This window comes from Aeromonas sp. S8(2024), from assembly GCF_041403085.1.
Taxonomy (GTDB): Bacteria; Pseudomonadota; Gammaproteobacteria; order Enterobacterales; family Aeromonadaceae; genus Aeromonas; species Aeromonas dhakensis.
Map to the genome: position 1 here is coordinate 46,466 of NZ_JBGLRF010000013.1, position 25,880 is coordinate 72,345.

General features: G+C 64.3%; 21 protein-coding genes. 14 read left to right on the plus strand and 7 right to left on the minus strand.

The window, feature by feature from the left end; all coding sequences use genetic code 11:
- Positions 1-26 precede the first annotated feature (26 nt).
- The 3 genes from mglB to ACB031_RS21320 all read right to left on the minus strand — a co-directional run bounded on the left by mglB (position 27) and on the right by ACB031_RS21320 (position 5,548).
- Positions 27-1,013 carry a galactose/glucose ABC transporter substrate-binding protein MglB gene (mglB, locus tag ACB031_RS21310; RefSeq protein ID WP_017781207.1) on the minus strand — a complete coding sequence of 329 codons (987 nt, stop codon included), beginning with the start codon at positions 1,011-1,013 and terminating at the stop codon, positions 27-29.
- 234 nt (positions 1,014-1,247) lie between these two features.
- Positions 1,248-4,325 (minus strand): beta-galactosidase, encoded by a 3,078-nt coding sequence (locus ACB031_RS21315; RefSeq protein WP_371140198.1) that lies wholly within the window; start codon positions 4,323-4,325, stop codon positions 1,248-1,250.
- A 218-nt stretch (positions 4,326-4,543) separates the two neighbouring features.
- Positions 4,544-5,548 carry a substrate-binding domain-containing protein gene (locus tag ACB031_RS21320; protein ID WP_371140199.1) on the minus strand — a complete coding sequence of 335 codons (1,005 nt, stop codon included), beginning with the start codon at positions 5,546-5,548 and terminating at the stop codon, positions 4,544-4,546.
- A 205-nt stretch (positions 5,549-5,753) separates the two neighbouring features.
- Here ACB031_RS21320 and galE point away from each other — a divergent pair, with 205 nt between their 5' ends.
- The 6 genes from galE (at position 5,754) to bacA (ending at position 12,234) form a co-directional block, all read left to right on the plus strand.
- Entirely contained in the window at positions 5,754-6,767 is a 1,014-nt protein-coding gene (gene galE, locus ACB031_RS21325) for a UDP-glucose 4-epimerase GalE (protein ID WP_019839383.1), read from the plus strand.
- A gap of 107 nt (positions 6,768-6,874) precedes the next feature.
- Complete coding sequence (locus tag ACB031_RS21330; protein ID WP_252603191.1) at positions 6,875-7,921, plus strand: UDP-glucose--hexose-1-phosphate uridylyltransferase; 1,047 nt, start codon at positions 6,875-6,877, stop codon at positions 7,919-7,921.
- Complete coding sequence (gene galK / locus ACB031_RS21335; RefSeq protein WP_268027911.1) at positions 7,918-9,066, plus strand: galactokinase; 1,149 nt, start codon at positions 7,918-7,920, stop codon at positions 9,064-9,066. Before ACB031_RS21330 ends, galK begins: the two co-directional genes overlap by 4 nt.
- Positions 9,067-9,130: 64 nt before the next feature.
- The gene (galM, locus tag ACB031_RS21340) at positions 9,131-10,123 is read left to right on the plus strand and encodes a galactose-1-epimerase (protein WP_371140200.1); all 993 of its coding nucleotides are present in this window, start codon (positions 9,131-9,133) and stop codon (positions 10,121-10,123) included.
- Between the two features lie 98 nt (positions 10,124-10,221).
- Entirely contained in the window at positions 10,222-11,232 is a 1,011-nt protein-coding gene (locus ACB031_RS21345; protein ID WP_371140201.1) for an aldo/keto reductase, read from the plus strand.
- Between the two features lie 186 nt (positions 11,233-11,418).
- A complete protein-coding gene (gene bacA, locus ACB031_RS21350; protein WP_005306519.1) occupies positions 11,419-12,234 on the plus strand; it encodes an undecaprenyl-diphosphate phosphatase in 816 nt (271 codons plus the stop codon).
- Between the two features lie 61 nt (positions 12,235-12,295).
- Here the strand turns inward: bacA and ACB031_RS21355 are convergent, their stop codons facing one another.
- The 3 genes from ACB031_RS21355 to ACB031_RS21365 form a co-directional block, all read right to left on the minus strand.
- Positions 12,296-12,961, minus strand: coding sequence for a ChrR family anti-sigma-E factor (locus ACB031_RS21355; RefSeq protein ID WP_123246537.1), 666 nt, complete (start codon positions 12,959-12,961; stop codon positions 12,296-12,298).
- Positions 12,954-13,523 (minus strand): sigma-70 family RNA polymerase sigma factor, encoded by a 570-nt coding sequence (locus ACB031_RS21360; protein WP_010635791.1) that lies wholly within the window; start codon positions 13,521-13,523, stop codon positions 12,954-12,956. The genes ACB031_RS21355 and ACB031_RS21360 overlap by 8 nt, the downstream gene beginning before the upstream one ends.
- 133 nt (positions 13,524-13,656) lie before the next feature.
- Positions 13,657-14,223: an LON peptidase substrate-binding domain-containing protein gene (locus tag ACB031_RS21365; RefSeq protein WP_026141551.1), complete on the minus strand. Its 567-nt coding sequence runs from the start codon at positions 14,221-14,223 to the stop codon at positions 13,657-13,659.
- A 313-nt stretch (positions 14,224-14,536) separates the two neighbouring features.
- Here ACB031_RS21365 and argS point away from each other — a divergent pair, with 313 nt between their 5' ends.
- From argS to hslU, 4 genes are all read left to right on the plus strand, one after another.
- Complete coding sequence (gene argS, locus ACB031_RS21370) at positions 14,537-16,282, plus strand: arginine--tRNA ligase (protein ID WP_043170599.1); 1,746 nt, start codon at positions 14,537-14,539, stop codon at positions 16,280-16,282.
- Positions 16,283-16,285: 3 nt separating this feature from the next.
- The gene (locus ACB031_RS21375) at positions 16,286-17,125 is read left to right on the plus strand and encodes an SPOR domain-containing protein (RefSeq protein ID WP_371140202.1); all 840 of its coding nucleotides are present in this window, start codon (positions 16,286-16,288) and stop codon (positions 17,123-17,125) included.
- Positions 17,126-17,311: 186 nt separating this feature from the next.
- A complete protein-coding gene (hslV, locus tag ACB031_RS21380; RefSeq protein ID WP_017779534.1) occupies positions 17,312-17,845 on the plus strand; it encodes an ATP-dependent protease subunit HslV in 534 nt (177 codons plus the stop codon).
- A gap of 66 nt (positions 17,846-17,911) precedes the next feature.
- On the plus strand, positions 17,912-19,240 hold the full coding sequence (gene hslU, locus ACB031_RS21385) for an HslU--HslV peptidase ATPase subunit (protein ID WP_005306542.1): 1,329 nt from the start codon (positions 17,912-17,914) through the stop codon (positions 19,238-19,240).
- A gap of 88 nt (positions 19,241-19,328) precedes the next feature.
- Here hslU and ACB031_RS21390 read toward each other — a convergent pair whose 3' ends face one another.
- Positions 19,329-20,753 carry an MFS transporter gene (locus ACB031_RS21390; RefSeq protein ID WP_371140203.1) on the minus strand — a complete coding sequence of 475 codons (1,425 nt, stop codon included), beginning with the start codon at positions 20,751-20,753 and terminating at the stop codon, positions 19,329-19,331.
- A gap of 168 nt (positions 20,754-20,921) precedes the next feature.
- On the opposite strand from ACB031_RS21390, the gene ACB031_RS21395 reads away from it, so the two are divergent.
- The 4 genes from ACB031_RS21395 (at position 20,922) to nirC (ending at position 25,870) form a co-directional block, all read left to right on the plus strand.
- Positions 20,922-21,833, plus strand: coding sequence for a LysR family transcriptional regulator (locus tag ACB031_RS21395; protein WP_371140204.1), 912 nt, complete (start codon positions 20,922-20,924; stop codon positions 21,831-21,833).
- A 303-nt stretch (positions 21,834-22,136) separates the two neighbouring features.
- Positions 22,137-24,683 carry a nitrite reductase large subunit NirB gene (nirB, locus tag ACB031_RS21400; protein WP_371140205.1) on the plus strand — a complete coding sequence of 849 codons (2,547 nt, stop codon included), beginning with the start codon at positions 22,137-22,139 and terminating at the stop codon, positions 24,681-24,683.
- Complete coding sequence (gene nirD, locus ACB031_RS21405; RefSeq protein WP_206220985.1) at positions 24,683-25,000, plus strand: nitrite reductase small subunit NirD; 318 nt, start codon at positions 24,683-24,685, stop codon at positions 24,998-25,000. Before nirB ends, nirD begins: the two co-directional genes overlap by 1 nt.
- 57 nt (positions 25,001-25,057) lie before the next feature.
- Positions 25,058-25,870: a nitrite transporter NirC gene (gene nirC / locus ACB031_RS21410; RefSeq protein ID WP_206220921.1), complete on the plus strand. Its 813-nt coding sequence runs from the start codon at positions 25,058-25,060 to the stop codon at positions 25,868-25,870.
- The last annotated feature ends 10 nt before the right edge of the window (positions 25,871-25,880 follow it).

A 25,880-nucleotide genomic window follows, 5' to 3' on the forward strand; every position in this document is an offset into this window, starting at 1 on the left:
GATCTCCCTTGCCCTGGAGGAGGGAATTATTCGAATTTGGACAGGTTGTCTGCGTCTACGCCAACGTAGGGAACACGCACGACCTTGTTGACGATGTTCCAGCTGGTGCCTTCACCGGCCGGTTTGCCTTCGGCCAGGTTCTTGGTCAGCTCGTAGGTCGCCTTGGCCTGGTTGGCGGCATCGTTCAGCACGGTACCGGCCATGGCGCCGCTTTTGACCAGCGCCAGCGCTTCAGGCAGTGCATCCACGCCGAACACCGGGATGGCGGTCTTGCCCTGGGCCTTCAGCGACTCCACGGCACCCATCGCCATGCCATCGTTGTTGGCAATGACCACTTCGATCTTGTTGGCGTTCGGGCCGGAGATCCAGGCGTCCATCTTGTCCTTGGCCATGGCGGTATCCCACATACCAGTATCCATGTGCAGCTGCTCGGTCTTGATGCCGCCATCGTTCAGGGTCTTGATGACGTAGGTGGTACGGGCTTCGGCATCCGGGTGACCCGGCTCGCCCTTCAGCAGCACGTACTGGATGACGCCATCCTTGTTCAGATCCCAAGCCGGGTTGGCTTTCCAGTGCTTGGCGATCAGCTGACCCTGGATGATGCCAGACTCCTTGGAATCGGTACCCACGTAGTAGGCCTTGTCATAGCTGGCCAGATCGGCGGCATTAGGCTCCTTGTTGTAGAACACCACGGGCACATCCTCGCCACGGGCTTTCTCGATCACGACCGGGGCCGCTGCCGGGTCAACCAGGTTGATGGCCAGCGCCTTCACCCCCTTGGCCAGCAGCACGTCGATCTGGTCGTTCTGCTTGGACTGGTCATTCTGGGAGTCGTTCATCAGCAGCTCCACCCCCGGGTTGGCCGCCGCTTCCTTCTCGATTGCCTTGCGCACTACCGCCATGAAGTTGTCGTCGTATTTGTAGACGGTCACCCCGATGCGGGTTTCGGCATGGGCGGTGGCTCCTGCCATCAGGCTCATCAGTACGGCGGCAATGGTCGTGATCTTTTTCATTGTTATGCTCCGATCTCTCTATCTGTTTTTGTAGGGAATGCTGTACACCAAGTGAACTGGCGCCAGCCTAATGTAATCAGTTTGTTGTATGTCGTTCTGTGATCATGACAACAAAATGAAAACGTTTACACTCTGTTACATAGCAATAAATCAATTAAAAATCATATGGTTATAATTAACTGGTAACATTGCGGCTCTGAACGGGACTCTTTCTTGTTAAGCAATCGCTCAGGTTCAGCGTAGAACACAGTTCCAATAGTAGCTGCCTGGTTGCAGCCAATATTCCGGCCGTACGCTCTGGCTCCAGGAGTCATCACCCCCAATCCCCATATGAAAACCATCCAGACAGAGATGGAGCCCGCCTGCGGCCACCAGATCGGTCTGGTGACGAGCCTGGGCCAGCTGCTGCTGGCTGAAACGGCTCAGACTGAAATGAAACAGTCCCTCGACCTCGATGGAGCCGAATCGCAGCTGACGGGTGTCACAGTGCAGCCCGTTGTCGGTCGGGAACACATACGCGGTGTGCAGCGCATCGAGCGACGACTGCCAGCAACCGAGGTCGGCAGCCAGCAGGCGATCCGGATAGTTCTCGTGCGGACCACGCCCCAGCCAGCTCACCTCCTCCCCTGCCGCCAGCACCTCGTCGGCCAGCCAGAGCAGGGCGCCGATGCGCGGCAGGGAGGGCATCTCGGCTGCCACATGCACCTCGATGGCGAGGTGCATGGCCCCATCCTGATCGAAGGAGTGGCGCCAGCAAGTCAGCAGCTTGAGCGCCTCGCCGACGAAGTAGCCGTGGCGTACCGTCACAACCCCTTGGTCAGGGCTCACTACCAGCTCGAGACAGCGGTGCTGCAACTCATTGAGCCCGGCCGCCTGCCAGCGGGCGATCCAGGCGTTGGGATCGGCGTGGTCCGCCTCGCTGGTGCCGATGTCGTTGTCGAGCGGCGCCCGATAGAAGTGATCGGCGATGGCCTCTTTCAGTTGCTCGCGCCCCAGCTTGCACCAGCTGTGGACGCGGCCGCTGGCCTTGTCCAGCTGCCACTCGCTATTGGCCGCCCGGATCTGCCAGCTATCCGCCAGCTCGATGAAGGTAGCCGGTGTACGGGCGGCAGGCAGCGCCAATGGCGCGGGCAACATGCATTGCTGGCGCGCCACCTCGTGACCGGCCGCTGACCAGGGCGTGGCAGCGGGCTGCACGATGGCGAGATCCAGCCAGGCGAGCGCCCCCGGCGCAAAGGCCGGCAACTGCTCCAGCAGGGTCAGCGTCACACTCTCCTGCGGCGCCAGGGTGAGTGGGCATTCACCCTGGCTCACCACCACGCCGTCTTCGCACAATCGCCACTGCAGAGTTTCGTTGTCCGTCTCGCGAAACAGGTATTCGCTGCGGATCTCGACCGTCAGCGGCTGGCGGTGTTGCAAGGTCAGCACGAAGGGCTGTTGGGCCCGCTTGGCCTCGAACAGCGACGGATGGGGGGTGCGGTCGGGGAACAGCAGACCGTTGCAGCAGAACTGGCGATCATTCGGGGTATCGCCGAAATCACCGCCATAGGCCCAGAAGTGGCGGCCGTCATCGGTCAGCTTGTCCAGCCCCTGATCGACCCAATCCCAGACGAAGCCACCCTGCAACCGAGGATGATCGCGAAATGCCTGCCAGTAGTGGACATAGCCCCCCAGGCTGTTGCCCATGGCGTGGGCGTATTCACACAGGATCAGCGGGCGGGTCTCCCCCGGCAGGCCGATCCACTTGGCCAGCGCCCACTTGGGCACCGCCGGGAAAGGTTGATCCTGATGGGGGCGGGCATACATGGGGCAAATGATGTCGGTGGCCGGCGTACCGGCCCCGCCCCCTTCGTATTGCACCGGACGGCTCGGATCCGCCCGCTTGACCCAGCCATACATGGCATCGTGGGCCGGGCCGTAACCCGACTCGTTGCCAAGGGACCAGATGATGATGCTGGGGTGATTGAAGTCGCGAGCCACCATGCGGGTCACCCGCTCCAGGAAGGTGTTGCTCCAGGCGGGATCCCGCGCCAGCCGCCCCATGGGGGTCATGCCGTGGGTCTCCAGGTTCGCCTCGTCCACCACATAGAGACCGAGCCGGTCGCACAGCCGATAAAGCTCGGGGTGATTGGGGTAGTGAGAGCAGCGCACCGCGTTGAAGTTGTGCCGCTTCATCAACAGCAGATCCTGCTCGATGGCCGCAGGGGTCACCACGTGCCCCGTTGCGGGGTGGTGCTCGTGCCGGTTGGCGCCACGGATCAGCAGCGGCTGACCATTGACCCGCAGCAGGCCGCCACGGATCTCCACCGCCCGAAAGCCCACGTCACAGGCTTCGCTCTCGATGGGTTCCCCCTGCTCGTCCAGCAGGGTCAGGGTGAGGCGATAAAGGTGGGGGGTCTCGGCGCTCCATTTGCGCGGGGTCGCGACCTCGAGCCAGCACTCGGCACGATCGTCATACGCCCCTTTCTCGTCAATGGCTTGCGTGCCGATTTGCTGGCACAGGGTCGCCACCCGCTCGCCGCCGTCATAGAGGCTGATCTCCACCGACAGGCCGGTCCCATTGGCTACCTGCAATGCGATCTTGAGGCGGGCGTCCCGGTAGCAGGCATCGAGCTCGGGCGTTACCCGGATATCCATCAGATGACGAGCCGGTTTGTGCAGCAGGCTGACGGAGCGGAAAATGCCGCTCATGCGCCACATGTCCTGATCTTCCAGATAGGAGCCGTCGGACCAGCGCAGCACCAGCACTGCCAGCCGGTTGTCGCCGGCCTGCAGGAAGGGGGTCAGATCGAACTCGGCGGGCAGCCGGCTGTCCTGGGAGTAACCGACCCAGCGACCGTTGCAGAAGAGGTGAAAAGCGCTGTCCACCCCGTCGAAGATGATCCGGGTCTGGCCGCTGGTGAGCCAGTCGGTCGGCACGCTGAACTCGCGGGAGTAGCAGCCGGTAGGATTCTCTGCCGGCACCCGCGGTGGATCGCACGGGAAGGGATACTTGATGTTGGTGTAGATGGGCACGTCGGTCACAGGCCGCAACCCTGGGTAGGCCGCATCCAGCTGCCAGTTGCCTGGCACCTGGATGGGACAGGCATCCGGCAGATCCTGCGCCAGCCACTGCTCCGGCACCCGCTCGGGCGCCGCGAAGAAGGAGAAACGCCACTCCCCATCCAGCAGGGTGCGCGATGGCGAGGCGTGATCATCCCGCGCCGCGGCTTCGTTGCGCCAGCTGAACAAGGGGGTATGGGCGGGCAACCGATTCACTGCGGTAATCGCCTGAGTCTGCCAGTCCTGACGGGCCACTATCTCCCTGAGCATTCGTCTCTCTCCCTGCATGAACGCCGAAAACGTATGCAGTGTAGGGGAGATTTGCCCAGTGATCGGCGATCCCGCTCACACAGATGTAAACGATTACACTGAATTTGTTAAGTAAAACAGGGTAAAAATGCGCTAAATGCAGGTAAAAGACCAAGGCTCCGGATCGAGCGCCTCAAAAGCGGCGATCCGGAGCGATAAACGGAGGTAAATGAAAGGGATCAGCTTCGAACGGGCGCCACCGAGTGGCGATTGATCAGGGTCGGGGTGTAAATGCGGCTCTGTACCACCTCGCTTTCGCCCGCAGCCAGCTGCAGGGCCAGCTTGGCCGCCTGGGCTGCCATCAGTTCAACCGGGTAGCGCATGGTGGAGAGCTTGGGGCGCAGGTATCTGGCATAGATGATGTCATCGAAGCCCACCACCGACACCTCCTCCGGCACCTTGAGGCCGTTGTCCGCCAGCACCGAGATGGCACCCGCCGCCATGGCATCGTTGTAGGCCACCACGGCCGTGATGGGCAGCCCCTTGGCCAGCAGGTTGAGCATGGCCCGCTCGCCGCCCTCCTCGTTGGGCATGCCGCTCTCCACCAGCTCGGGGTCGGCGCGCACGCCCGCCTCGGCCAGCGCATCCTGATAGCCCTGCAGCCGCAGGATGGCATCCTCGATGGCGTGATCGGAGCTCAGGAAGGCGATGTGACGGTGGCCCAGCTCCAGCAGATGCCGGGTCGCCGTGGCAGCCCCCTGCCGGTTGTTGAGGGCGATGCAGCGCCCCTTGAGTGCCGGGATGTCGCGGTTGATCAGCACCATGCCGGGCACCCGCAGCGCATAGTCGATCAGCTCCTCGTCGCTCAGCGCCTTGCTGTGCACCACCAGCGCCTCGCAGCGCTTGCCGATCAGCAGCTCGATGGATTCGCGCTCCTGCCGTGCCGTGTGAAAACCATTACCCATCAACAGGTGCAGCCCCTGTTCCACCGCCACCGCGGCGACCCCCTTGACCAGGGCGCCGAAGAAGGGATCCGCCACATCGCCCACCAGCACTCCCATGGTGTCGCAGGTCTGGCTGACCAGCGCCCGTGCGTTGGCATTGGGGGTGTAGCCCAGTTCGGCCATGGCTTTCAACACCATCTCGCGGGAGGCGGCGCTGGCCTTGGGTGAGTTGTTCATCACCCGTGAAACCGTTGCCACCGATACGTTGGCCAAACGGGCGACATCCTTGATGGTACTCATGCTGTTTTCACTTTTTTCACGGTTCGGGACTAGGCCATTATACCGAGCAATGTCACTGATAACAGGGGGAAAAGCCATATTGCTGAAATGATGACCATCAAAACAAGTGTAATCGTTTACACATATTTGTTAGCCAGTTCACAGTTTGCCCGCCAGCCCCTCGGCTAGACTCCTTCACAGGCTTTTTTTGAGCGTGGAGATGAGGATGAAAGTACTGGTCACCGGCGGCTGCGGTTACATCGGCAGCCACACCTGCCTGGCACTGCAGGCGGCCGGCATGGAGCCCGTGGTGGTGGACAACCTCTGCAACAGCAAGGCCGGCGTGCTGGCCCGCATCGCCGCCATCAGCGGGCGCGAGCCCCGCTTCTATCGGGGGGACATCCGTGACCCGCTCCTGCTGGATCGCATCTTCAGCGAGCAAAGGATCGATGCCGTGATCCACTTCGCCGCCCTCAAGGCGGTCGGCGAGTCCACCCGCATCCCCCTCGACTACTACGAGAACAACCTGAGCGGCACCCTGGTATTGCTGCAGGCGATGAAGCGGGCCGGCGTCCACAACCTGGTGTTCAGCTCGTCGGCCACCGTCTACGGTGACCCGGCCAGTACACCCATCCGGGAGGATTTCCCGCGCAGCGCCACCAACCCCTACGGCCGATCCAAGCTGATCATCGAAGAGATCCTCGAGGATCTGCAGCGGGCCGAGCCGCACTGGAGCATGACCCTGCTGCGCTACTTCAACCCGGTCGGCGCCCACGAGTCGGGCACAATGGGGGAAGATCCCCAGGGGATCCCCAACAACCTGATGCCGTTTTTGACCCAGGTCGCCATCGGTCGGCGCGACTGCCTCTCGGTCTTTGGTAACGATTACCCCACCGTCGACGGTACAGGTGTGCGTGACTACATCCACGTGATGGATCTGGCCGAAGGGCACGTCAAGGCGCTGCAGCACTGCGCCAGCAAGGGTGGCGTGCACGTCTACAACCTGGGCACGGGCCAGGGCCAGAGCGTGCTGCAGATGGTGGCGGCGTTCGAGGCGGCCAGTGGTCGCCCCTTGCCCTATCGCATCGAGCCAAGACGCCCGGGCGACATCGCCGAATGCTGGGCCGATCCCGCCAGGGCCGAGCGCGAGCTGGGCTGGCGTGCCCGACGGGATCTGGCCGCCATGTGCGCCGACAGCTGGCGCTGGCAATCCGCCAACCCGCAGGGGTATGAGGCGTGATGTCCGTTTTGCCCCCTTCTCCCGTTGTGGGAGAGGGGCCACAGATGAGAGGCACACTCGCCCTCATCCCTGCCCGCAGTTTCTTTTATTGAGCTTGAGGAGTGATGATGTTCAACCCGGTTGATCACCCCCACCGTCGTTTCAACCCGCTGACCGGCCAATACGTGCTGGTCTCCCCTCACAGGGCCAAGCGCCCCTGGCAGGGTCAGGTCGAGAAGGTGAGCCAGGCGCCGAGCCAGGCCCATGACCCCGACTGCTTCCTCTGTGCCGGCAACAAGCGCGTCACCGGCGACCAGAATCCCGACTATCGGGATACCTTCGTGTTTACCAACGACTTCGCCGCCCTGATGCAGGACACCCCGGCCGCCAGTGGCGAGCAGGATCCCCTGCTCAAGCTGGAAGCCGCCCGCGGCACCAGCCGGGTCATCTGCTTCTCGCCGGATCACGGCAAGACATTGCCCGAGCTGCCTCTGCCCGCCATCGAGCAGGTGATCACCACCTGGATGGAGCAGGTGACCGAGCTGTCGGCCCAGTGGGAGTGGGTGCAGGTGTTTGAAAACAAGGGCGCCGTCATGGGCTGCTCCAACCCGCATCCCCACGGTCAGCTGTGGGGAAGCGACTTCCTGCCCAACGAGATTGCCCGCGAAGAGCAGCACCAGCGCGACTGGCTGGCGGAGCACGGCCGCCCGCTGCTGGTCGACTACGTGGAGCGGGAGCTGCAGGATCGCACCCGCATCGTGGTGGAGACCGAACACTGGCTGGCGGTAGTGCCCTTCTGGGCGGCCTGGCCGTTCGAAACCCTGCTGCTGCCCAAGCGCCATGTCCCCTCTCTGCTCGACCTCACACCCGAGCTGCAGCAGGATCTGGCCATCGCGCTCAAGGAGCTCACCAGCCGCTACGACAACCTGTTCGAGTGCAGCTTTCCCTACTCCATGGGCTGGCACTTTGCGCCGCCCCGCTCCGACTGCCCAGAGGCGTGGCAACTGCATGCCCACTTCTATCCGCCCCTGCTACGCTCCGCCACGGTGCGCAAATTCATGGTGGGCTTCGAGATGCTGGCCGAAACCCAGCGCGACCTTACCCCGGAGCAAGCGGCGGAGCGCCTGCGTACCCTTTCCCCCGTTCATTACAAAGCCAATGAGGTGACCCCATGACCCCGAGCCAGCGCGTCAGCGCCGTCTTTGCCGAGCAGTTTGAGCAACAACCCGACCTGCTGGTGCGGGCCCCCGGCCGTGTCAACCTCATCGGCGAGCACACCGACTACAACGACGGCTTCGTGCTGCCCTGCGCCATCGACTACGAGACCTGCGTCGCCATCGGCCTGCGCGATGACAGCCTGGTGCACGTGGTCGCCGCCGACTACGGCAACCAGCGCGACCTGTTCGATCTCGGCCAACCCATCAATCATCATGCCGACCAGCGCTGGAGCGACTACATCCGCGGGGTGGTGAAGTACCTGCAGGAGCGCGGCTATCCCCTGCGCGGCCTCAATCTGGTGGTCTCCGGCAACGTGCCGCAGGGGGCCGGCCTCTCCTCTTCCGCCTCGCTGGAGGTGGCCATCGGCCAGGCCTTCAAGGAGGCGCTGGGGCTCGCCATCACGCAGGCCGAGATTGCCCTCAACGGCCAGCAGGCGGAGAACCAGTTCGTCGGCTGCAACTGCGGCATCATGGACCAGATGATCTCCGCCAGCGGCAAACAGGATCACGCCCTGCTGCTCGACTGCCGTTCGCTGGAAACCCGGCTCATCCCCATGCCCACCGATCTGGCGGTGCTGATCGTCAACTCCAACGTCCGTCGCGGCCTGGTGGACAGCGAATACAACACCCGTCGTCAGCAGTGCGAAGCAGCCGCCCGTCACTACGGGGTAAAGGCGCTGCGCGATCTCGATCTGGCGGCGCTGGAAGCGGGCAAGACCGGGCTGGATGAGGTCTGCTATCGCCGCGCCCGTCACGTGGTAGGTGACAACAGCCGCACCCTGGCCGCCGCCGATGCGCTGGCGCAGGGGGATCTGGTACGCCTCGGCGTGCTGATGGCCGACTCGCACGCCGCCATGCGCGATGACTTCGAAATCACCGTGCCCGCCATCGACGGTCTGGTGGAGATCATCAAGGCCAGGATCGGCACCGAGGGCGGCGTGCGGATGACCGGTGGCGGCTTCGGTGGCTGCGTGGTCGCCCTGCTGCGCCCAGAGAAGGTGGCCGAGGTGATCGCAGCGGTCGATGCAGAGTACCCGGCCCGCTTCGGCCTCAAGGCCGACAGCTACGTCTGCCGCGCCAGCGCGGGGGCGGGAAAACTATGAGCCCATTTATGATGCAGGCCGACGGCCATGTCTGCCGGATCGGCAACGCCGGTGCAGGCAAACTATGAGCGATGCCATGATCCCGTTCGAGCTGGAAAACGAGGAGGGGCTGCGCCTGCGCGGCCTCGACTTTGGGGCCACCCTCACCTCCCTCACCCTGCCGGTGGCGGGTGGGCGCCGTGAAGTGCTGCTGGGCTGCGCCGATGAGGCCTATCCCGCTCAACAGGTGTGGCTGGGGGCGGTGGCGGGACGCTTTGCCAACCGCATCGGCAACGCCGAGCTGTTGCGCGACGCCCAGCGCTGGCCGCTGGATGCCAACCAGCCCCCCCACTGCCTGCACGGCGGACGGGCGGGGTTTCATCGCCAGCACTGGCAGGTCAAAGAGCGGGAGGCGGACCGGGTCAGGCTGGCGCTGATCTCCCGGGCGGGGGATCAGGGCTTTCCCGGCAACCTGCGGGTCACACTGGAGTACCGGCTGGAGCAGTGCGATCTGGTGGTGGATTTCGTCGCCAGCACGGATGCATCGACCCCGGTCAGCCTCACCAGCCACACCTACTTCAATCTCGATGACAACCCGGACGGTGGCGATGTGCGCGACCACCTCATCCGCCTCAATGCCGACCGTTTCCTGCCCACCGACCCAAGCGGGCTACCACTTGCGATCGCACCGGTGGAGGGGCCGTTCGATCTGCGCCACGAGCGCCTGATCGGACAAGATTGGCTGAGCCATCCCCAGCAGCAACAGGCCAAGGGTTATGACCACGCCTTTGTGCTCAACGGGCCGACCGCCGAGTGGGCGGCGCGGGTGGTCTCGGGGGATCGTCAGCTGGCCATGGAGGTCTACACCAACCAGCCCTCGCTGCAGTTCTACAGCGGCAACTGGTTGGCCAATACGCCGGCACGCGATGGCCAACTCCATCAAGATCACGCCGGCTTCTGTCTGGAGGCCCAGCAGTTGCCGGACAGCCCCAACCGGCCCGAGCTGGGGGATCCCTGGCTGTTGCCGGGGCAGACCTATCGCCACCAGACCCGTTACCGCTTTATCGCCACCAGCTGACCCCGGCCCCCTCTTCTCCCACCCAGACATGCCGAGCGAAGAGGGACCGGGGTCACCCCTCGCCTCTGCTCGCAAACAAGTCCACGCAAGGAGTCGTTATGGATGATCACTACCTCGCCGCCCCCGACCGTTACCAGCGCCAGCCCTACCGACCCGCCGGTCGTCACGGCCTGCGCCTGCCCGGCATAGCTCTCGGCCTCTGGCACAACTTCGGCGCCGAGAGCGATCCCGCCACCGCGAAAGCCATGGTGCACCAGGCGTTCGATCTGGGTATCACCCACTTCGATCTGGCCAATAACTACGGGCCGCCGCCGGGGTCGGCCGAGCAAACCTTCGGCAAGCTGCTCAAGGGGAGCCTGGCCCCCTATCGGGACGAGCTCATCATCGCCAGCAAGGCGGGATACATCATGTGGGATGGCCCTTACGGTGACGGCGGCAGCGCCAAATACCTGTTTGCCAGCCTGCACCAGAGCCTGCGCCGGCTCGGTCTCGACTATGTGGACATCTTCTATCACCACAGGCCGGACCCGCGCACCCCGCTGGAGGAGACCTGTCAGGCGCTGGCCCTGATGGTGCGTCAGGGCAAGGCGCTCTACATCGGCCTCTCCAACTACCCGGCCCCGCTCGCCGCACAGGCCGCCGCCCGGCTGGCGGAGCTGGGCACCCCCTGTCTGGTCAATCAGCTCAAATACTCCCTGTTCCAGCGCGATATTGAAGCCGAAACCCTGCCGGTCTGCCGCGAGCACGGTATGGGGGTGGTCGCCTTCTCCCCGCTGGCCGGCGGGCTGCTGAGCGATCGCTACCTGGCTGGCATTCCGGCGGATTCGCGCGCCGCCAGTGCCAGCCCCTTCCTCAAGCCCGAGCAGATCACCGCCAACAAGCTGGCCACCATCCGCTCCCTGCATGCGCTGGCGCAGCAGCGGGGCCAACCGCTGTCGCAACTGGCGCTGCAGTGGGTCCTGCGCGACTCTGTGGTGAGCTGCGCCCTGATCGGTGCCAGCAGCCCGCAGCAGATTGTCAGCGCGGTGGAGGCCCAGGCCCAGCCCCCGCTGGATGCGGCGCTGCTGCAGCAAATCGAGGGGATCTTGGCCGGTCAGGGTCCCGCCTGATCGGGGCCGCTGAGCGTCGAACGCCATGTAGGCCCGAATGAAAACCAATGGCCGCGCCGTCGATCCCGCCGGCGCGGCCTGCCACCGACACAATATTCACTGGTTGCCCGCCCGATTTTCCTCCATCATTGGTCGCCCCGGCTCGGGGCCGACTTCAACCGGACCAATAATCAAGAGATCTGAAACATGACAGAGTCTTACGCCCTGTTTGTCGCCTTCGTGCTGGGCATAGTGGAGGGCCTGACCGAGTTCCTCCCCGTCTCCTCCACCGGCCACATGATCATCGTCGGCCACCTGCTTGGCTTCGACGGCCCCAAGGCTGCCACCTTCGAAGTGGTGATCCAGATGGGCTCCATCCTGGCGGTGGTCGCCGTGTTCTGGCGCCGCCTGTTTGGCCTCATTGGCATCCACTTCGGCCAGAAGCCGGCGCAGGGACACGCCACCCTCTCGCTGGTGCACATCATCCTCGGCATGCTGCCCGCCGTCGTCATCGGCCTCGCCATCCACAGCTGGATCAAGGCTCATCTGTTCGGCCCGCAGACCGTGATGTACGCCCTGGTCGCCGGCGGCATCCTGCTGATCATCGCCGAGAAGTTCCGCCCGGCGGTACGCTCCGAAACCCTGGATGACATCAGCTACAAACAGGCGTTTGGCATCGGCCTGTTCCAGTGCCTGGCGCTCTGGCCCGGCTTCTCCCGTTCTGGTGCCACCATCAGCGGCGGCATGCTGATGGGGATCAGCCGTCAGGCGGCGGCCGAGTTCTCCTTCATCTTGGCGGTGCCCATGATGGTGGCGGCCAGCGGACTGGATCTCTACAAGAGTCGCGACTTCCTCTCCATGGCCGACTTCCCCATGTTCGCGGTGGGTTTCGTCACCGCCTTCGTGGTGGCCATGATTGCCATCAAGACTTTCCTGGCGCTGATCCGTCGCCTCGACTTCATCCCGTTCGCCATCTACCGCTTCGTGGTGGCCTTCGCCGTCTACCTGGTGTTCGTGGCCTGATCAGGTCAGCGCACCATGCAAAAAGGGACCCTAGGGTCCCTTTTTTTATTGCTTTGTCGGCTCAGTAGAGGCGATGGCTGATGCCGTTGAGCAGCCGCGACAGCCCCTTGGTGAACTGCACAGGCGCGTCCTGCACCGTGTAGCAGAGGCAGCCGTCCGGCGTGTGCGGACTGTGGGCGTGGCTGGCATCGCGCCAGATGAAGTCCCCCGCCTGATAGCGGGTGTCGCCATCTTCGATGGTGCCGGCCAACAGCAGGGTCAACTCATAACCCTTGTGAGTGTGCTCAGGGATACGGCCGCCCGCCTCAATGTGCAACAGGCTGGCACGGGCCCCCTGCTCGTCAAGCGGCAGGCTCACCTGCCGGATGGCGCCGATATGACGCCAGCTGGGGGCGTGGTGACGGGCCAGTACCCGCGGCAACCGATACGACTGGCCCGCCACCTGCAGCTCGGGCTGAACCGCCGCCGACTGACTCAACGCGGCCGCAGTGGCCACCGGCTGCTGCAGTATGCCGGCCAGCATGGCATCGAACTCTGCCGGCAGTGGCTCGCACTCTTCCGCCGGGGTCAGGTATTGCCGGGCCAGCTCCTCTTCGCAGGCCCGCAGCCGGGCCGCACAGTCGGGGCAGAGTTCGCAGTGGGCGGAGACGCCGACGGCCAGCGGCAGGGGCAGTTCGTCGGCGGCAAAGGCGCGCAACATGGCCTGAACGGGATGGGCTTTAATCATGGCCTTGCTCCACTTGTTCCTTCAATTTCTGTAACGCCAGTCTGAGGCGGGATTTGATGGTGCCGAGCGGCACGCCGAGCCGGTCTGCCAGCTCCTGCTGGGAGAGCTCCTGCAGGTAGATGCCGCGCACCACCTGCTGCTGTGGTTCCGGCAGGGTGCCGAGGTAATGGGCCATCTGACGGGTCAGCACGGCGTCTTCGCCGCCGCTCAGGTGCTCCTCTTCCGCCCTGTACTCCAGCATGGGCCACAGCTCCTCGGCGCAAAGCTCTTCCTTGCTGGCGCGGCGCCGGCGCAGCATGTCGAAGCCTTGGTTGCGCATGACGGTGTAGATCCAGGTGGTGGCGGCTCCCTTGTCGGGGTGGTAGAGACGGGCCTTCTGCCAGACCAGCAGCATGGTCTCCTGCACCAGCTCCATGGCGTTGGCCTCGCTGCCGAGGTGGCGCAGCCCATAGCTGCGAATGCGCGGCGCGAAGTGCTGGAACAGGGTGGCGAAAGCAGCCTTGTCGCCATGTTCGGCGACCCTGACGAGCAGGGACTTGAGATCGCCGGCTGGGTCATCCATGGGGGGCGATATCCTGTACGGAGTCGATTGTGATTGGCCAGTATATGCCATTGCGCCATGCCTTGAAGAGGGTGGTGAGTGCCAATACGTGCGACGCGGTAAAAGGATCACCGGCGCTGCCATCAAAAACGGCTCAGTGGCTGGCGACCAGCAATCCGCTCAGCAGGGAGAGCGCCGGCTGGTTGTCTTCCGCCGCCACCAGCCACTGCTTATGTTCAACGGGGATGGGCAGCACTTCCAGCCAGCGCTGGGCCACCCAGCTGGCATCGTCCCAGTCGGGGTTGCGGTAGAGGGCCGCATACTCCGGGTAGTCGTTGAACACCTCCTGCAGCGCCCTGGCCAGCGAGTGCTGGTCGGCATTGAGCCGGCCGGTGCGCCAGGGGGGCAGCACCTCCACCTCTCCGACCCGCAAACCGTCCGACTCCTGCCACAGATCGGTGATCCTGACCCGCTCCATGCCGAGCACCGTGATGCCGAGCAGACCGTCCGGCAGCTGATCGAAGTCGACGATCCGTACCCGGGTGGCGATGGGGTACATGTTGCGCAGCGCATCGGGCTGGCGGGGATCCAGCATGCAGATAGCAAACCCCTGCTCTCCCGCCTCGGCGATCATGCGCTGATATCTGGGCTCGAAGATGCGCAGCGGCATGATGCCACCGGGCAGCAGGTGGGCCGAGAGGGGAAACAGCGCCAGTTTCATCGACAGATTCCTCGGTAAAAGGTACCTGTTGATACGACCGGGGCGGCGGGGCAGATCATTCAGAACGAGTTGGAATAAAAAAACCCTTAACAATCAGGGGAAAATAGCCTGGACAAGCCGCTTCAATATGCAGTAGAAATGGATAAGCACCGTAATTTCCGTCCAATATTCTGGGATCTGGTGCCAAATGCAGTGAAATATCCGCCCGACCGCGAGCGGCGGGTCATCCCTATAGTTTTCTCGGGCCGATGCGGGTAAAATTCACGCCCTTATATATCAGTCATTTTTCGACGCGCAACCTTGGTGGTCAGTTATGAAAGAGCATATTCATCATCTACTTGAACAAACGGTAGCCAATCTCAAGTCAGCGGGCATCCTGCCGGCGGACCTGGAAGCCCGCGTGCAAGTAGACCGATGCAAGGAGAAGGCTCACGGTGACCTGGCCACCAACCTGGCCATGCTGCTGGCCAAACCGGCCCGCAAGAATCCCCGTGAGCTGGCCGCTGCCATCATCGAGCACCTGCCCGCCTCCGATCTGATCGCCAAGGTCGAGATCGCCGGCCCCGGCTTCATCAACTTCTTCTTCGACCCGAGCTGGCTGGCTGGTCAGGTAGAGGCCATGGTGACCTCCGCCAACGCCAACGTGAAGCTGCCAACCCCGCAGACCGTGGTGGTGGACTACTCCGCCCCCAACGTGGCCAAAGAGATGGCGGTGCACCACATCCGCAGCACAGTCCTCGGTGACGTGGCTGCCCGCGCCCTAGAGTTCCTCGGCCACAAGGTGGTGCGTGCCAACCACATCGGCGACTGGGGTACCCAGTTCGGCATGCTGATCGCCTATCTGGAGAAGATGGCCAACGAGCACGCCTCCGACATGGAGCTGCGCGATCTGGAAGCCTTCTACACCCAGGCCAAGCGTCACTACGACGAAGACGAAGCGTTCGCCGAGCGCGCGCGCAACTACGTGGTCAAGCTGCAGGGTGGTGACGAGTACTGCCGCACCATGTGGAAGAAGCTGGTCGACATGACCATGGAGCAGAACCAGCGCAACTACGACCGCCTGAATGTCTCCCTGACCAACAAGGACATCATGGGCGAGTCCATGTACAACGACATGCTGCCGGAAATCGTCGCCGATCTGAAAGCGCGCGGCCTGGCGGTCGAGAGTGAAGGCGCCACCGTCGTCTTCCTGGACGAGTTCAAGAACAAGGATGGCGAGCCCATGGGCGTCATCATCCAGAAGAGCGATGGCGGCTTCCTCTACACCACCACCGACATCGCCTGTGCCAAGTATCGTTACGAGACCCTGGGCGCCGACCGCGTGATGTACTTCATCGACTCCCGTCAGCACCAGCACTTGATGCAGGCCTGGACCATCACCCGCAAGGCGGGCTATGTGCCGGAATCCGTGCCCCTCGAGCACCACGCCTTCGGCATGATGCTGGGCAAGGATGGCCGTCCCTACAAGACCCGCTCCGGCGGCACCGTCAAGCTGGTCGATCTGCTGAATGAGGCGGAAGAGCGCGCCGCTGCCCTGCTGGAGAGCCGCAACAGCGACCTCTCCGCCGAGGAGAAGGCCCAGGTGGTGCACGCCATCGCCATGGGCGCGGTCAAGTATGCGGATCTCTCCAAGAACCGCACCACCGACTACATCTTCGACTGGGATCTGATGCTCTCCTTTGAAGGCAACACCGCGCCCTACCTGCAATACGCCTACACCCGTATCCAGTCCATCTTCCGCAAGGCCGGCGTCGATGCCGACACCCTGGGCGGCAAGGTGGTCCTGAGCGAGGAAGCGGAAGAGACTCTGGCCCAGAAGCTGATCCAGTTCTCCGACGCGGTCAACGGCGTGGCAGACAAGGGCATGCCGCACCTGCTCTGTACCTATCTGTACGAGCTGTCCGGCAACTTCATGACCTTCTACGAAGCCTGTCCGATCAACAAGGATGGCGTGGACGAGGCGACCCGTCAGAGCCGTCTGCTGCTGTGCGCCGCCACCGCCAAGGTCCTCAAGCTGGGCTTGGGCGTACTGGGCATCCACACCCTGGAGCGCATGTAATAGATGGCGACCCGGGATTATGTCGGCAGCCGCCCGCGACGTCGGGCGGGTGGTCGCAACACCAAGAAAGCGGCACCTCGCCGCTTTCCTGTTATCCCGGCCCTGCTGGCCGTGGTGTTGCTGGCGGGGTTCGGCGGTTTCCTCTACATGATCAGTGGCAAGGGCAACGACGCCCCCACCATTGAGGAGCAGGTGAAAGCCAACAAGCCCAAGGCCCAGAGCAACGGCCTGCCGCAGGAGAAGTGGAGCTACATCGAACGGCTGGAGAACAAACAGGTCGACATCGTCGAGCCACCGCCCCAGCCGGGCGTGCTGCCGCCACCGCCGGCAGAAACCGTGACCCTGCAACCGGAAAAACTGCCGCAGCCGGTGCCGACCAATATTCCCCAGCCTGGAACCCCCATCGGCCAGGTACAGCCCTACAAGCCGCAACCGGTACAACCGGCCAAGCCGGCGACCGGCGCGCCGGTAGCCAGTGCCCAGGAGCAGGTGATCGACCGCAAGGCCGAACGGGATCGGATGGAACGGGAGCTGCGCGCCGAACTGGAGCGGGAACGGGCCGAGGCCGCCAAGGCCAAGGCGGCGACCCCGCCTGCCGCGGCCGACAACGAGCGCTACATGATGCAGTGCGCCGCCCTGCGTTCGCAGGATTCCGCGGAATCCCTCAAGGCGCGCATCGCCTTCACCGCCGGGCTCTCCTCCAGCCTGCAGGTGGTGAACGGGGCCGGTGGCGCCGTCTACAAGGTGATGGTGGGCCCCTTCAGCGGCAAGGCGGCGGCCGACGCGGCCAACCGCAAGCTGCAGGGCTCTGGCATCAGCGGCTGCATCCCCAAGAAGGGGTGATCGCAGCGTCCATAAACAGGGCCGGGTGGCAACACCCGGCCCTGTTTCTTTTGGTGCCAGTCGCCACCACTCCCAGCCAACCCCGTTGGCCGCGCCAGCGCGCAGGCTTGAAAAGCCGGATTGCCATCCCCATCTCTCTTGCCATGCACAGTCAGGCCGTCATTCGGCTCAAGCGAGGTAAGTAAAGTGACTACCATAGTTTCAGTTCGCCGCAACGGTCAGGTCGTCATCGGTGGCGATGGCCAGGTTTCTCTTGGCAACACCGTCATGAAGGGCAACGCCCGCAAGGTTCATCGCCTCTACAACGGCAAGGTGCTGGCAGGTTTTGCCGGCGGCACCGCCGACGCCTTCACCCTGCTCGAGCGCTTTGAAGCCAAGCTGCAGGCCCATCAGGGCAACCTGGAGCGCGCCGCCGTGGCGCTGGCCAAAGACTGGCGCACCGATCGCGCCCTGCGCCGCCTCGAGGCGCTGCTGGCCGTCGCCGACGAGCACAAATCCTTCATCATCACCGGCAACGGTGACGTGGTGCAGCCGGAACACGATCTCATCGCCATCGGCAGCGGCGGCAACTTCGCCCAGTCCGCCGCCATCGCCCTGCTGGAGAACACCGAGCTGGATGCCAAGAGCATCGTCGAGAAGTCCCTCAAGATTGCGGGCGACATCTGTGTCTTCACCAACGGCAACCACACCATCGAAGTGCTGGACTACACCGCCAAATAAGGCCGCCAGCCAAACCCCATTTTCCAAGGGGTGGGCCCTGCCCGCCCCGGATACAGGAACGCCATCATGTCCGAGATGACCCCGAGAGAAATCGTCCACGAGCTGGACAGACACATCATTGGTCAAGCCGACGCCAAGCGTGCGGTGGCCGTGGCCCTGCGCAACCGCTGGCGCCGGATGCAGCTCTCCGAGGAGATGCGCCACGAGGTGACCCCGAAGAACATCCTGATGATCGGTCCGACCGGTGTCGGCAAGACCGAGATCGCCCGTCGCCTGGCCAAGCTGGCCAATGCCCCCTTCATCAAGGTTGAAGCGACCAAGTTCACCGAAGTGGGCTATGTGGGCAAGGAAGTGGACAGCATCATCCGCGATCTGACCGATGTCGCCATCAAGCTGGTGCGCGAGACCGAGATGGAAAAGATGAAATACCGCGCTGAGGAAGCCGCCGAAGAGCGCATCCTCGACGCCCTGCTGCCCAACCCGCGCAACAGCTGGGGCGAGGAAGAGAAAGCCGACAACTCCAACACCCGCCAGATCTTTCGCAAGAAACTGCGGGAAGGTCAGCTGGATGACAAGGAGATCGAGCTGGAGCTCTCCGCCTCCCCGATGGGCGTCGAGATCATGACCCCGCCGGGCATGGAAGAGATGGCCAACCAGCTGCAGGGGCTGTTCCAGAACCTGGGCCAGAACCAGAAGAAGAAGCGCAAGATCAAGGTCAAAGAGGCCATGAAGGCGCTGATCGAAGAGGAAGCCGCCCGCCTGGTCAACCCGGAAGAGCTGAAGCAGAAAGCGATCGCCTCCGTCGAGAACAACGGTATCGTCTTCCTCGACGAGATCGACAAGATCTGCAAGCGCGGCGAGAGCTCGGGCCCGGACGTTTCCCGTGAAGGGGTTCAGCGCGACCTGCTGCCGCTGGTCGAGGGCTGCACCGTCAACACCAAGCACGGCATGGTCAAGACCGACCACATCCTGTTCGTCGCCTCCGGCGCCTTCCAGATCGCCAAGCCGTCCGACCTCATCCCCGAGCTGCAGGGCCGTCTGCCGATCCGGGTCGAGCTGACCGCGCTGACCACCGAAGACTTCGAGCGGATCCTGACCGAGCCGAACGCCTCCCTGACCGATCAGTACAAGGCGCTGATGGCCACCGAAGGGGTCAACATCGAGTTCACCCAGGACGGCATCCGCCGTCTGGCCGAAGCGGCCTGGCAGGTCAACGAGCGCACCGAGAACATCGGCGCCCGTCGTCTGCATACCGTGATGGAGCGCCTGATGGAAGACATCTCCTACGACGCCTCCGAGAAGTCCGGCGAGACCTTTGTCATCAACACCGACTACGTCAACGCCCACCTCGGCAAGCTGATTGAAGACGAGGATTTGAGCCGCTTTATCCTGTAACAGCTTGATCGGAGACGAGGATCCGAGCGGTTTACTATCCTGCTCAACCCCGTAGCAAGACGCCTCCCCTGTGGAGGCGTCTTCGTTTTCAGCGCTCTCCCAGCTCGCAGCCTTCCCGGGTCGCATTGCCCGGCACGTCGCGTTCACCTCTCCCCGCCAGCCAGAGTGCGCTCATCAGCAGCAGAGCCGTCAGGGCGAAGGTGGCCCGCATGGCGAACGCCAGCTCGCTCGCGCTGGCGACGGCCGGATTGCCGCCTCCCGCCAGGGCGGCAAACAGGGCCCCCAGTCCCGCCGCCCCCGTCAGCTGGCCCAGATTGCGCGACAGGGTCAGCAACCCGGCCACGGCGCCACGGGTCTGTTCGTCGGCGGCGCCGATCACCAGGCTGTTGTTGGCGGTCTGGAACAGGGCGTAACCGGCAGTCAGCAGCAACACGGGCAGCAGGTATCCCACCGGGCCCCCGCCGCTGCCCAGGGTGGCCAACAGCACCACAGCCGCGCTCATCACCAGCAAGCCCAGTCGCACCACTGTGGTGGCGCCGACCCTGTCCACCAGCCAGCCGGCTGGCATCCCGCTCAGTGCCGCCAGCAGGGGTCCACCCGAGATAAGCAGCCCGCTGGTCAGCGGGCCGAGCCCGAATACCCCCTGCAGATAGAAGGGGCCGATCAGCAGGGTCGCCACCATCACCCCGGCCACCAGCGTACTGGCCGCCAGAGCACCGCGCAGCCGCCGGGTTCGCAGCAACGCCAACGGCAACAGAGGGGCGGGGGAGCCCAGTTCGCTGCGCACCAGCCAGGCGGCGGCCAGCAGCGCCCCGCCCCCAAGCCAGAGAGCCAGGATGCCTGTCGTAGTGAGAGCCAGCCCGTAGCCCAGCAGCGTCACCAGCAACCACCCCAGGCTGGCCAGGTTGAGTCGTGTCCCCTGCCCGCTCGCCCCGTCATCGGGCAGACCGGCACGGGCACAGAGCAGCGCCAGCAGGCCGAGGGGTAGCAGCGCCAGGAAGGCAGCCTGCCAGCCCGCCACCTCCAGCAGCAGGCCGCCAAACGAGGGGCCCAGTGCCGTGCCGCAGGCCGACAGGGTGCCGAGCAATCCCATGCTCCAGCCCCGTCTGGCCGGTGACACCAGCTGCCCCACCATGGCCAGCGAGAGCGTCAGCATGCAGGCCGCACTCGCCCCCTGCAGCGCCCGGGCGGCGATCAGCCAGCCGATGGTCGGCGCCAGCGCGCAGAGCAGGGAGGCCAGCGCAAAGCCCCCCATGCCACAGAGCAGCAGGCGACGCCGGCCGAACCTGTCACCCAGCCGGCCGGCCACCACTGTCAGGCAGGTGAGTCCCAGCAGGTAAGCCACCAGCACCCACTGCAAGATGGCGAAGGGCAGATGAAAGGCAGCCCCCAATGCCGGCAGCAAGATGCCGCCCATGCTGGCCGCCAGCATGGGCAACAGGGTGGCGAGGCCAAGCGCCAGCAGACCGAGACGAGGCGCCGCCAGGGGCGGGAAATGGGTTGATGTTGACATGAGCCGGGCTCCACATAGGGGTGATGACGACAAGGCTAGTGGGGCCGGTGAGCAGGCGGAAGACGCACCAGTTGCAGCTTATCAATGCACTGGACGCCATATGAGGATGCCCGTTCTCGGGTATGATGAGGCTGGCCCCTCTGCTCCCACTCCGATGAAGGCATGCACATGAGCACTCCCGACCTCAACCTGCTGATCACCCTGGATGCCCTGCTGGACGAAGGCAGCGTGGCGGGCGCCGCCAGACGACTGGGCTTGAGCCCCTCCGCCATGAGCCGGGCCCTGGCAAGATTGCGGGAGACCACCGGCGACCCGCTGCTGGTACGGGCCGGCCGCGGCCTGGTGCCCACCCCTCGGGCGTTGCTGCTGCGCGAGCAGGTCGGCCGGCTGGTGCAGGAGGCAGAGAGCATGCTGAGCCCCCGACAGGAGGTCGACCCGGCGCGGCTGGAGCGCACCTTCACCCTGCGCGCCAGCGAGGGGCTGGTGGAACTGTTCGGCGCCGCCCTGCTGAACCGGCTCGCCGCCGAGGCGCCGGGGGTGCGGCTGCACTTTCTGGCCAAACCCGACAAAGAGAGCGGCCCCCTGCGCAGCGGCGAGCTGGACTTCGAGACCGGGGTCATCAGCGCCACTACGGCGCCCGAGCTGCGTACCCAGGCTCTGTTTCAGGACCACTTCGTCGCCGTGCTGCGCCCCGGTCATCCACTGTGCGACAGCCCGCTCACCGCCAGCCGCTACGCCGGGGCGCGCCACGTGCTGGTGTCCCGCCGTGGCCAACCCCACAGCCCGGTCGATGAGGCGCTGGCCAAGCAGGGGCTCTCGCGCACCGTCGCCACCCTGGTGCCCGGCTTTGCCACCGCGCTGGCGCTGGTGCGCGGCAGCGATCTGGTGGCCACTGTGCCTGAGCGTCATTGCGCCGCCCTGCTGGGGGATCTGGTTGTTCGTCCCCTGCCCTTCGCGCTGCCAGCGATCCGGGTCGCCCTGCTCTGGCACCCCAGGCTGGATGCCGACCCGGCCCACCGCTGGCTGCGCACCCTCATCCGCGATATCTGCGCCCAGGAGCCTTACCGCCCCCTTCCCTGACGCCCCCGGTTCTGCTGACAACCCATGGTTGCCGTCATCCCATGAAGGAATTTTTCACGCTTTTTGACGGTATGGCATTTCTTTGCAGGGTCAGCCAGGCAGCCCCTGCAGCGGTGGCCCCGATCCCCACGCCATAACCAATTGCACCACTGGCATACCTATTTATGTATAGCTTTGAATTATCAGGAATTACCCCTGAGGGGATATATAAATAGACACTTGATTTGCATCAATCGCCCGCCCCTGCCGACTGGGTAGCCTAGCCTCAGAATGATGTTTTATTACTCCAAACTAGAGGCAATCATGAGCAAAGTCAGACTGGTCGTTGTGGGCAACGGCATGGTGGGGCACCGCTTCATCGAAGAGTTGATCGAGCGGGCCGAGCCGGGCCGCTACGAGATCACCGTCTTCGGTGCAGACCCCCGTCCCGCCTACGATCGCGTCCATCTATCCTCCTACTTCTCCCACCACACCAGCGAAGATCTCTCTCTCGTCAAACCCGGTTTCTACGACAAGCACGGCATCCGGTTGCTACTCGGTGAAGCGGTGAAAAAAATCGACAGGGCCAACCGCGAAGTGCACTCCAACAAGGGCTCTGTGGTCGGGTACGACAAACTGGTGCTGGCCACCGGCTCCTACCCCTGGGTGCCGCCCATCCAGGGCAGTCAGCACCACGAATGCTTCGTCTATCGCACCATCGAGGATCTGAAAGCTATCCGCAGCGCGGCCAAGAGCGGCAAGAGCGGCGTGGTGATCGGGGGCGGCCTGCTTGGCCTGGAAGCCGCCGGCGCCCTCAAGGCACTGGGTCTCGAGACCCACGTGGTGGAGTTTGCCCCGGTACTGATGGCTGAACAGCTCGACGGCCAGGGCGGCCAGCTGCTGCGCCGCAAGATTGAATCCATGGGCGTGCAGGTGCACACCAGCAAGAGCACCAGCGAGATCCTGATGCATGGCGGCGAGCAGGCGAAACACCGCCTCGCCTTCGCCGACGGCAGCCAGCTGGAAGTGGACGTGGTGGTCTTCTCCACCGGCATTCGCCCGCAAGATACCCTCGGCCGCTACGGTGATCTCGCCATCGCCGAGCGCGGCGGCATCGTCATCGACGATCACTGCCTCACCTCAGACCCCGACATCTATGCCATCGGCGAGTGCGCCGCCTGGCAGGGCCGCTTCTTCGGCCTGGTGGCACCGGGCTACAAGATGGCCCAGATCACCGTCGACCATCTGCTGGGCGGCGATAGCCGCTTCGAAGGGGCTGACATGAGCGCCAAGCTCAAGCTGCTCGGCGTCTCCGTCGGCTCCATCGGCGATGCCCACGGGCGCACCCCGGGCAGCCACAGCTATGTGTTTCAGGACGATCAGGCCGGCGTCTACAAGAAGATCGTGGTGAGCGAAGACAACAGCCGATTGCTCGGTGCCGTGCTGGTGGGTGACGTGGAGGATTACGGCAACCTGCTGCAGATGATGCTCAATGCCCTGCCGCTGCCGAGCCACCCGGATACCCTGATCCTGCCCGCCTACGCCGGCGCCAAACCGACCCTGGGGGTGGATGCCCTGCCAGAGAGCGCCCAGATCTGCTCCTGCTTCGACGTCTCCAAGGGCGACATCGCCAAGGCCGTCGCCGAGGGGCACACCACCCTCGCCGCCATCAAGCAGCACACCAAGGCCGGTACCGGCTGCGGCGGCTGCGTGCCCCTCATCAGCCAGGTGCTCAACGCCGAACTGGTGAAACAGGGCATCGAGGTCAACAACCACCTCTGCGCCCACTTCCCCCACTCCCGTCAGGAGCTGTTCCACCTGGTCAAGGTGGAGGGGATCAAGAGCTTCGATGAGCTGCTGGCCAAACATGGCCAGGGCCATGGCTGCGAGGTGTGCAAACCGACGGTCGGCTCCATCCTCGCCTCCTGCTGGAACGACTACGTGCTGAGCCCGCTCAACACCCAACTGCAGGACACCAACGACATCTTCCTCGGCAACATGCAAAAGGACGGTACCTACTCCGTCATCCCGCGCATGGCCGGTGGCGAGGTGACCCCGGAAGGGCTGCTGGCGGTGGCCGAAGTGGCCCGCGACTACAAGCTCTACACCAAGATCACCGGCGCCCAGCGCATCGGCCTGTTCGGGGCCCAGAAGGATGATCTGCCCGCCATCTGGCGCAAGCTGCTGGCGGCGGGTTTCGAGACCGGTCAGGCCTACGCCAAGGCGCTGCGCATGGCCAAGACCTGTGTCGGCAGCACCTGGTGCCGCTTCGGCGTGCAGGACAGCGTCGGCCTCGGGGTCTTCCTCGAGAACCGCTACAAGGGGATTCGCACCCCCCACAAGATGAAGTTCGGTGTCTCCGGCTGTACCCGCGAATGTGCGGAAGCCCAGGGCAAGGACGTCGGCATCATCGCCACCGACGCGGGCTGGAACCTCTATGTGGGCGGCAACGGCGGCATGAAGCCGCGCCACGCCGACCTGCTGGCGTCTGACCTCGACCGCGAGACCCTGATCAAGCTGATCGACCGCTTCATGATGTTCTACGTCACCAGCGCCGACAAACTGCAGCGCACCTCGGTCTGGCTCGGCAACCTGGAAGGGGGCGTCGACTACCTGCGCGAGGTGATCGTCGACGACAAGCTGGGACTGGCCGAGACGCTGGAGCGCGATATCCAGACCCTCATCGACAGCTACGAGTGCGAATGGTCGCGCACCCTCAACGAAGAGCAGGCGCTGCAGCGCTTCAGCCACTTCATCAACAGCGACAAGCGCGACCCGGACGTTCAGTTCGTCGCCGAACGCGCGCAGCACAGACCGGCCACTCCGGCCGAGCGCATCCCCGTCTACCAGATCGAGGTGGAAACCAAATGATGAAACTTGCCTGCCAACTCAACGACATACTCCCTGGCACCGGCGTCTGTGCCCTCATCGAGGGTCGCCAGATCGCCCTGTTCCGCCCGAGCGCGGCGGCCGAGGTATTCGCCATCGACAACCGGGATCCCTTCTTCGCCGCCAACGTGCTGTCGCGCGGCATCGTAGGTGAACACGAGGGTGAGCTCTGGGTAGCCAGCCCGCTCAAGAAGCAGCACTTCCGTCTGCACGACGGCCACTGCCTCGAGAACGCCGCCATGTCGGTGCAAAGCTATCCCGTTGAAGTACGCGACCAGCAGGTCTGGGTCGCCGTCTAAAGCCGATTTCACTCTCTTTCGGGCTGCCTGCGGGCGGCCCTCTTGAAGGAAACAAAGATGTATACCGAAACCATCAACAAGTGCGCCGCCAACGCGGCCCGCATCAACCGCTTCGAGCGCAGCGACAAGCTCGGCTTCTGGCTCAGCTCCGCCATGGCGGGGGCCTATGTGGGCCTTGGCATCATCCTCATCTTCACCCTGGGCAACCTGGTGGATCCGAGCATCCGTCCGCTGGTGATGGGGGCCACCTTCGGCATCGCCCTGACCCTGGTGATCATCGCCGGCTCCGAGCTGTTCACCGGCCACACCATGTTCCTCACCTTCGGGGTGAAGACCGGCAAGATCGCCATGGCCGACCTGCTGCGCATCCTGCCGCAGACCTGGGCCGGCAATTTGCTCGGCTCCATCGCGGTGGCGCTCATCTACTCCTACGGCGGCAGCCTGCTGCCGGACGCGGGCAGCCTGGCCCACAAGGTGGCGCTGGCCAAGACCCAGGCACCGGCGCTGACCCTGTTCATGAAAGGGATCCTCTGCAACTGGCTGGTCTGCCTCGCCATCTGGATGGCACTGCGCACCGAGGGTGCCGCCCGCTTCATCGCCATCTGGTGGTGCCTGCTGGCCTTTATCGCCTCCGGCTACGAGCACTCCATCGCCAACATGACCCTGTTCGCCCTCTCCTGGTTCGGCGCCCATTCCGAGGCCTACACCCTGGGCGGCATCGGCCACAACCTGCTGTGGGTGACCCTGGGCAACACCGTCTCCGGCGCCCTCTTCATGGGCCTCGGCTACTGGTATGCCACCCCCAAGGCTGAGCGCCCGGTCGCCGTGACCGACGCCGCCAGCACCACCAGCCAGACCCAAACCGCCTGATCAGGAGGCC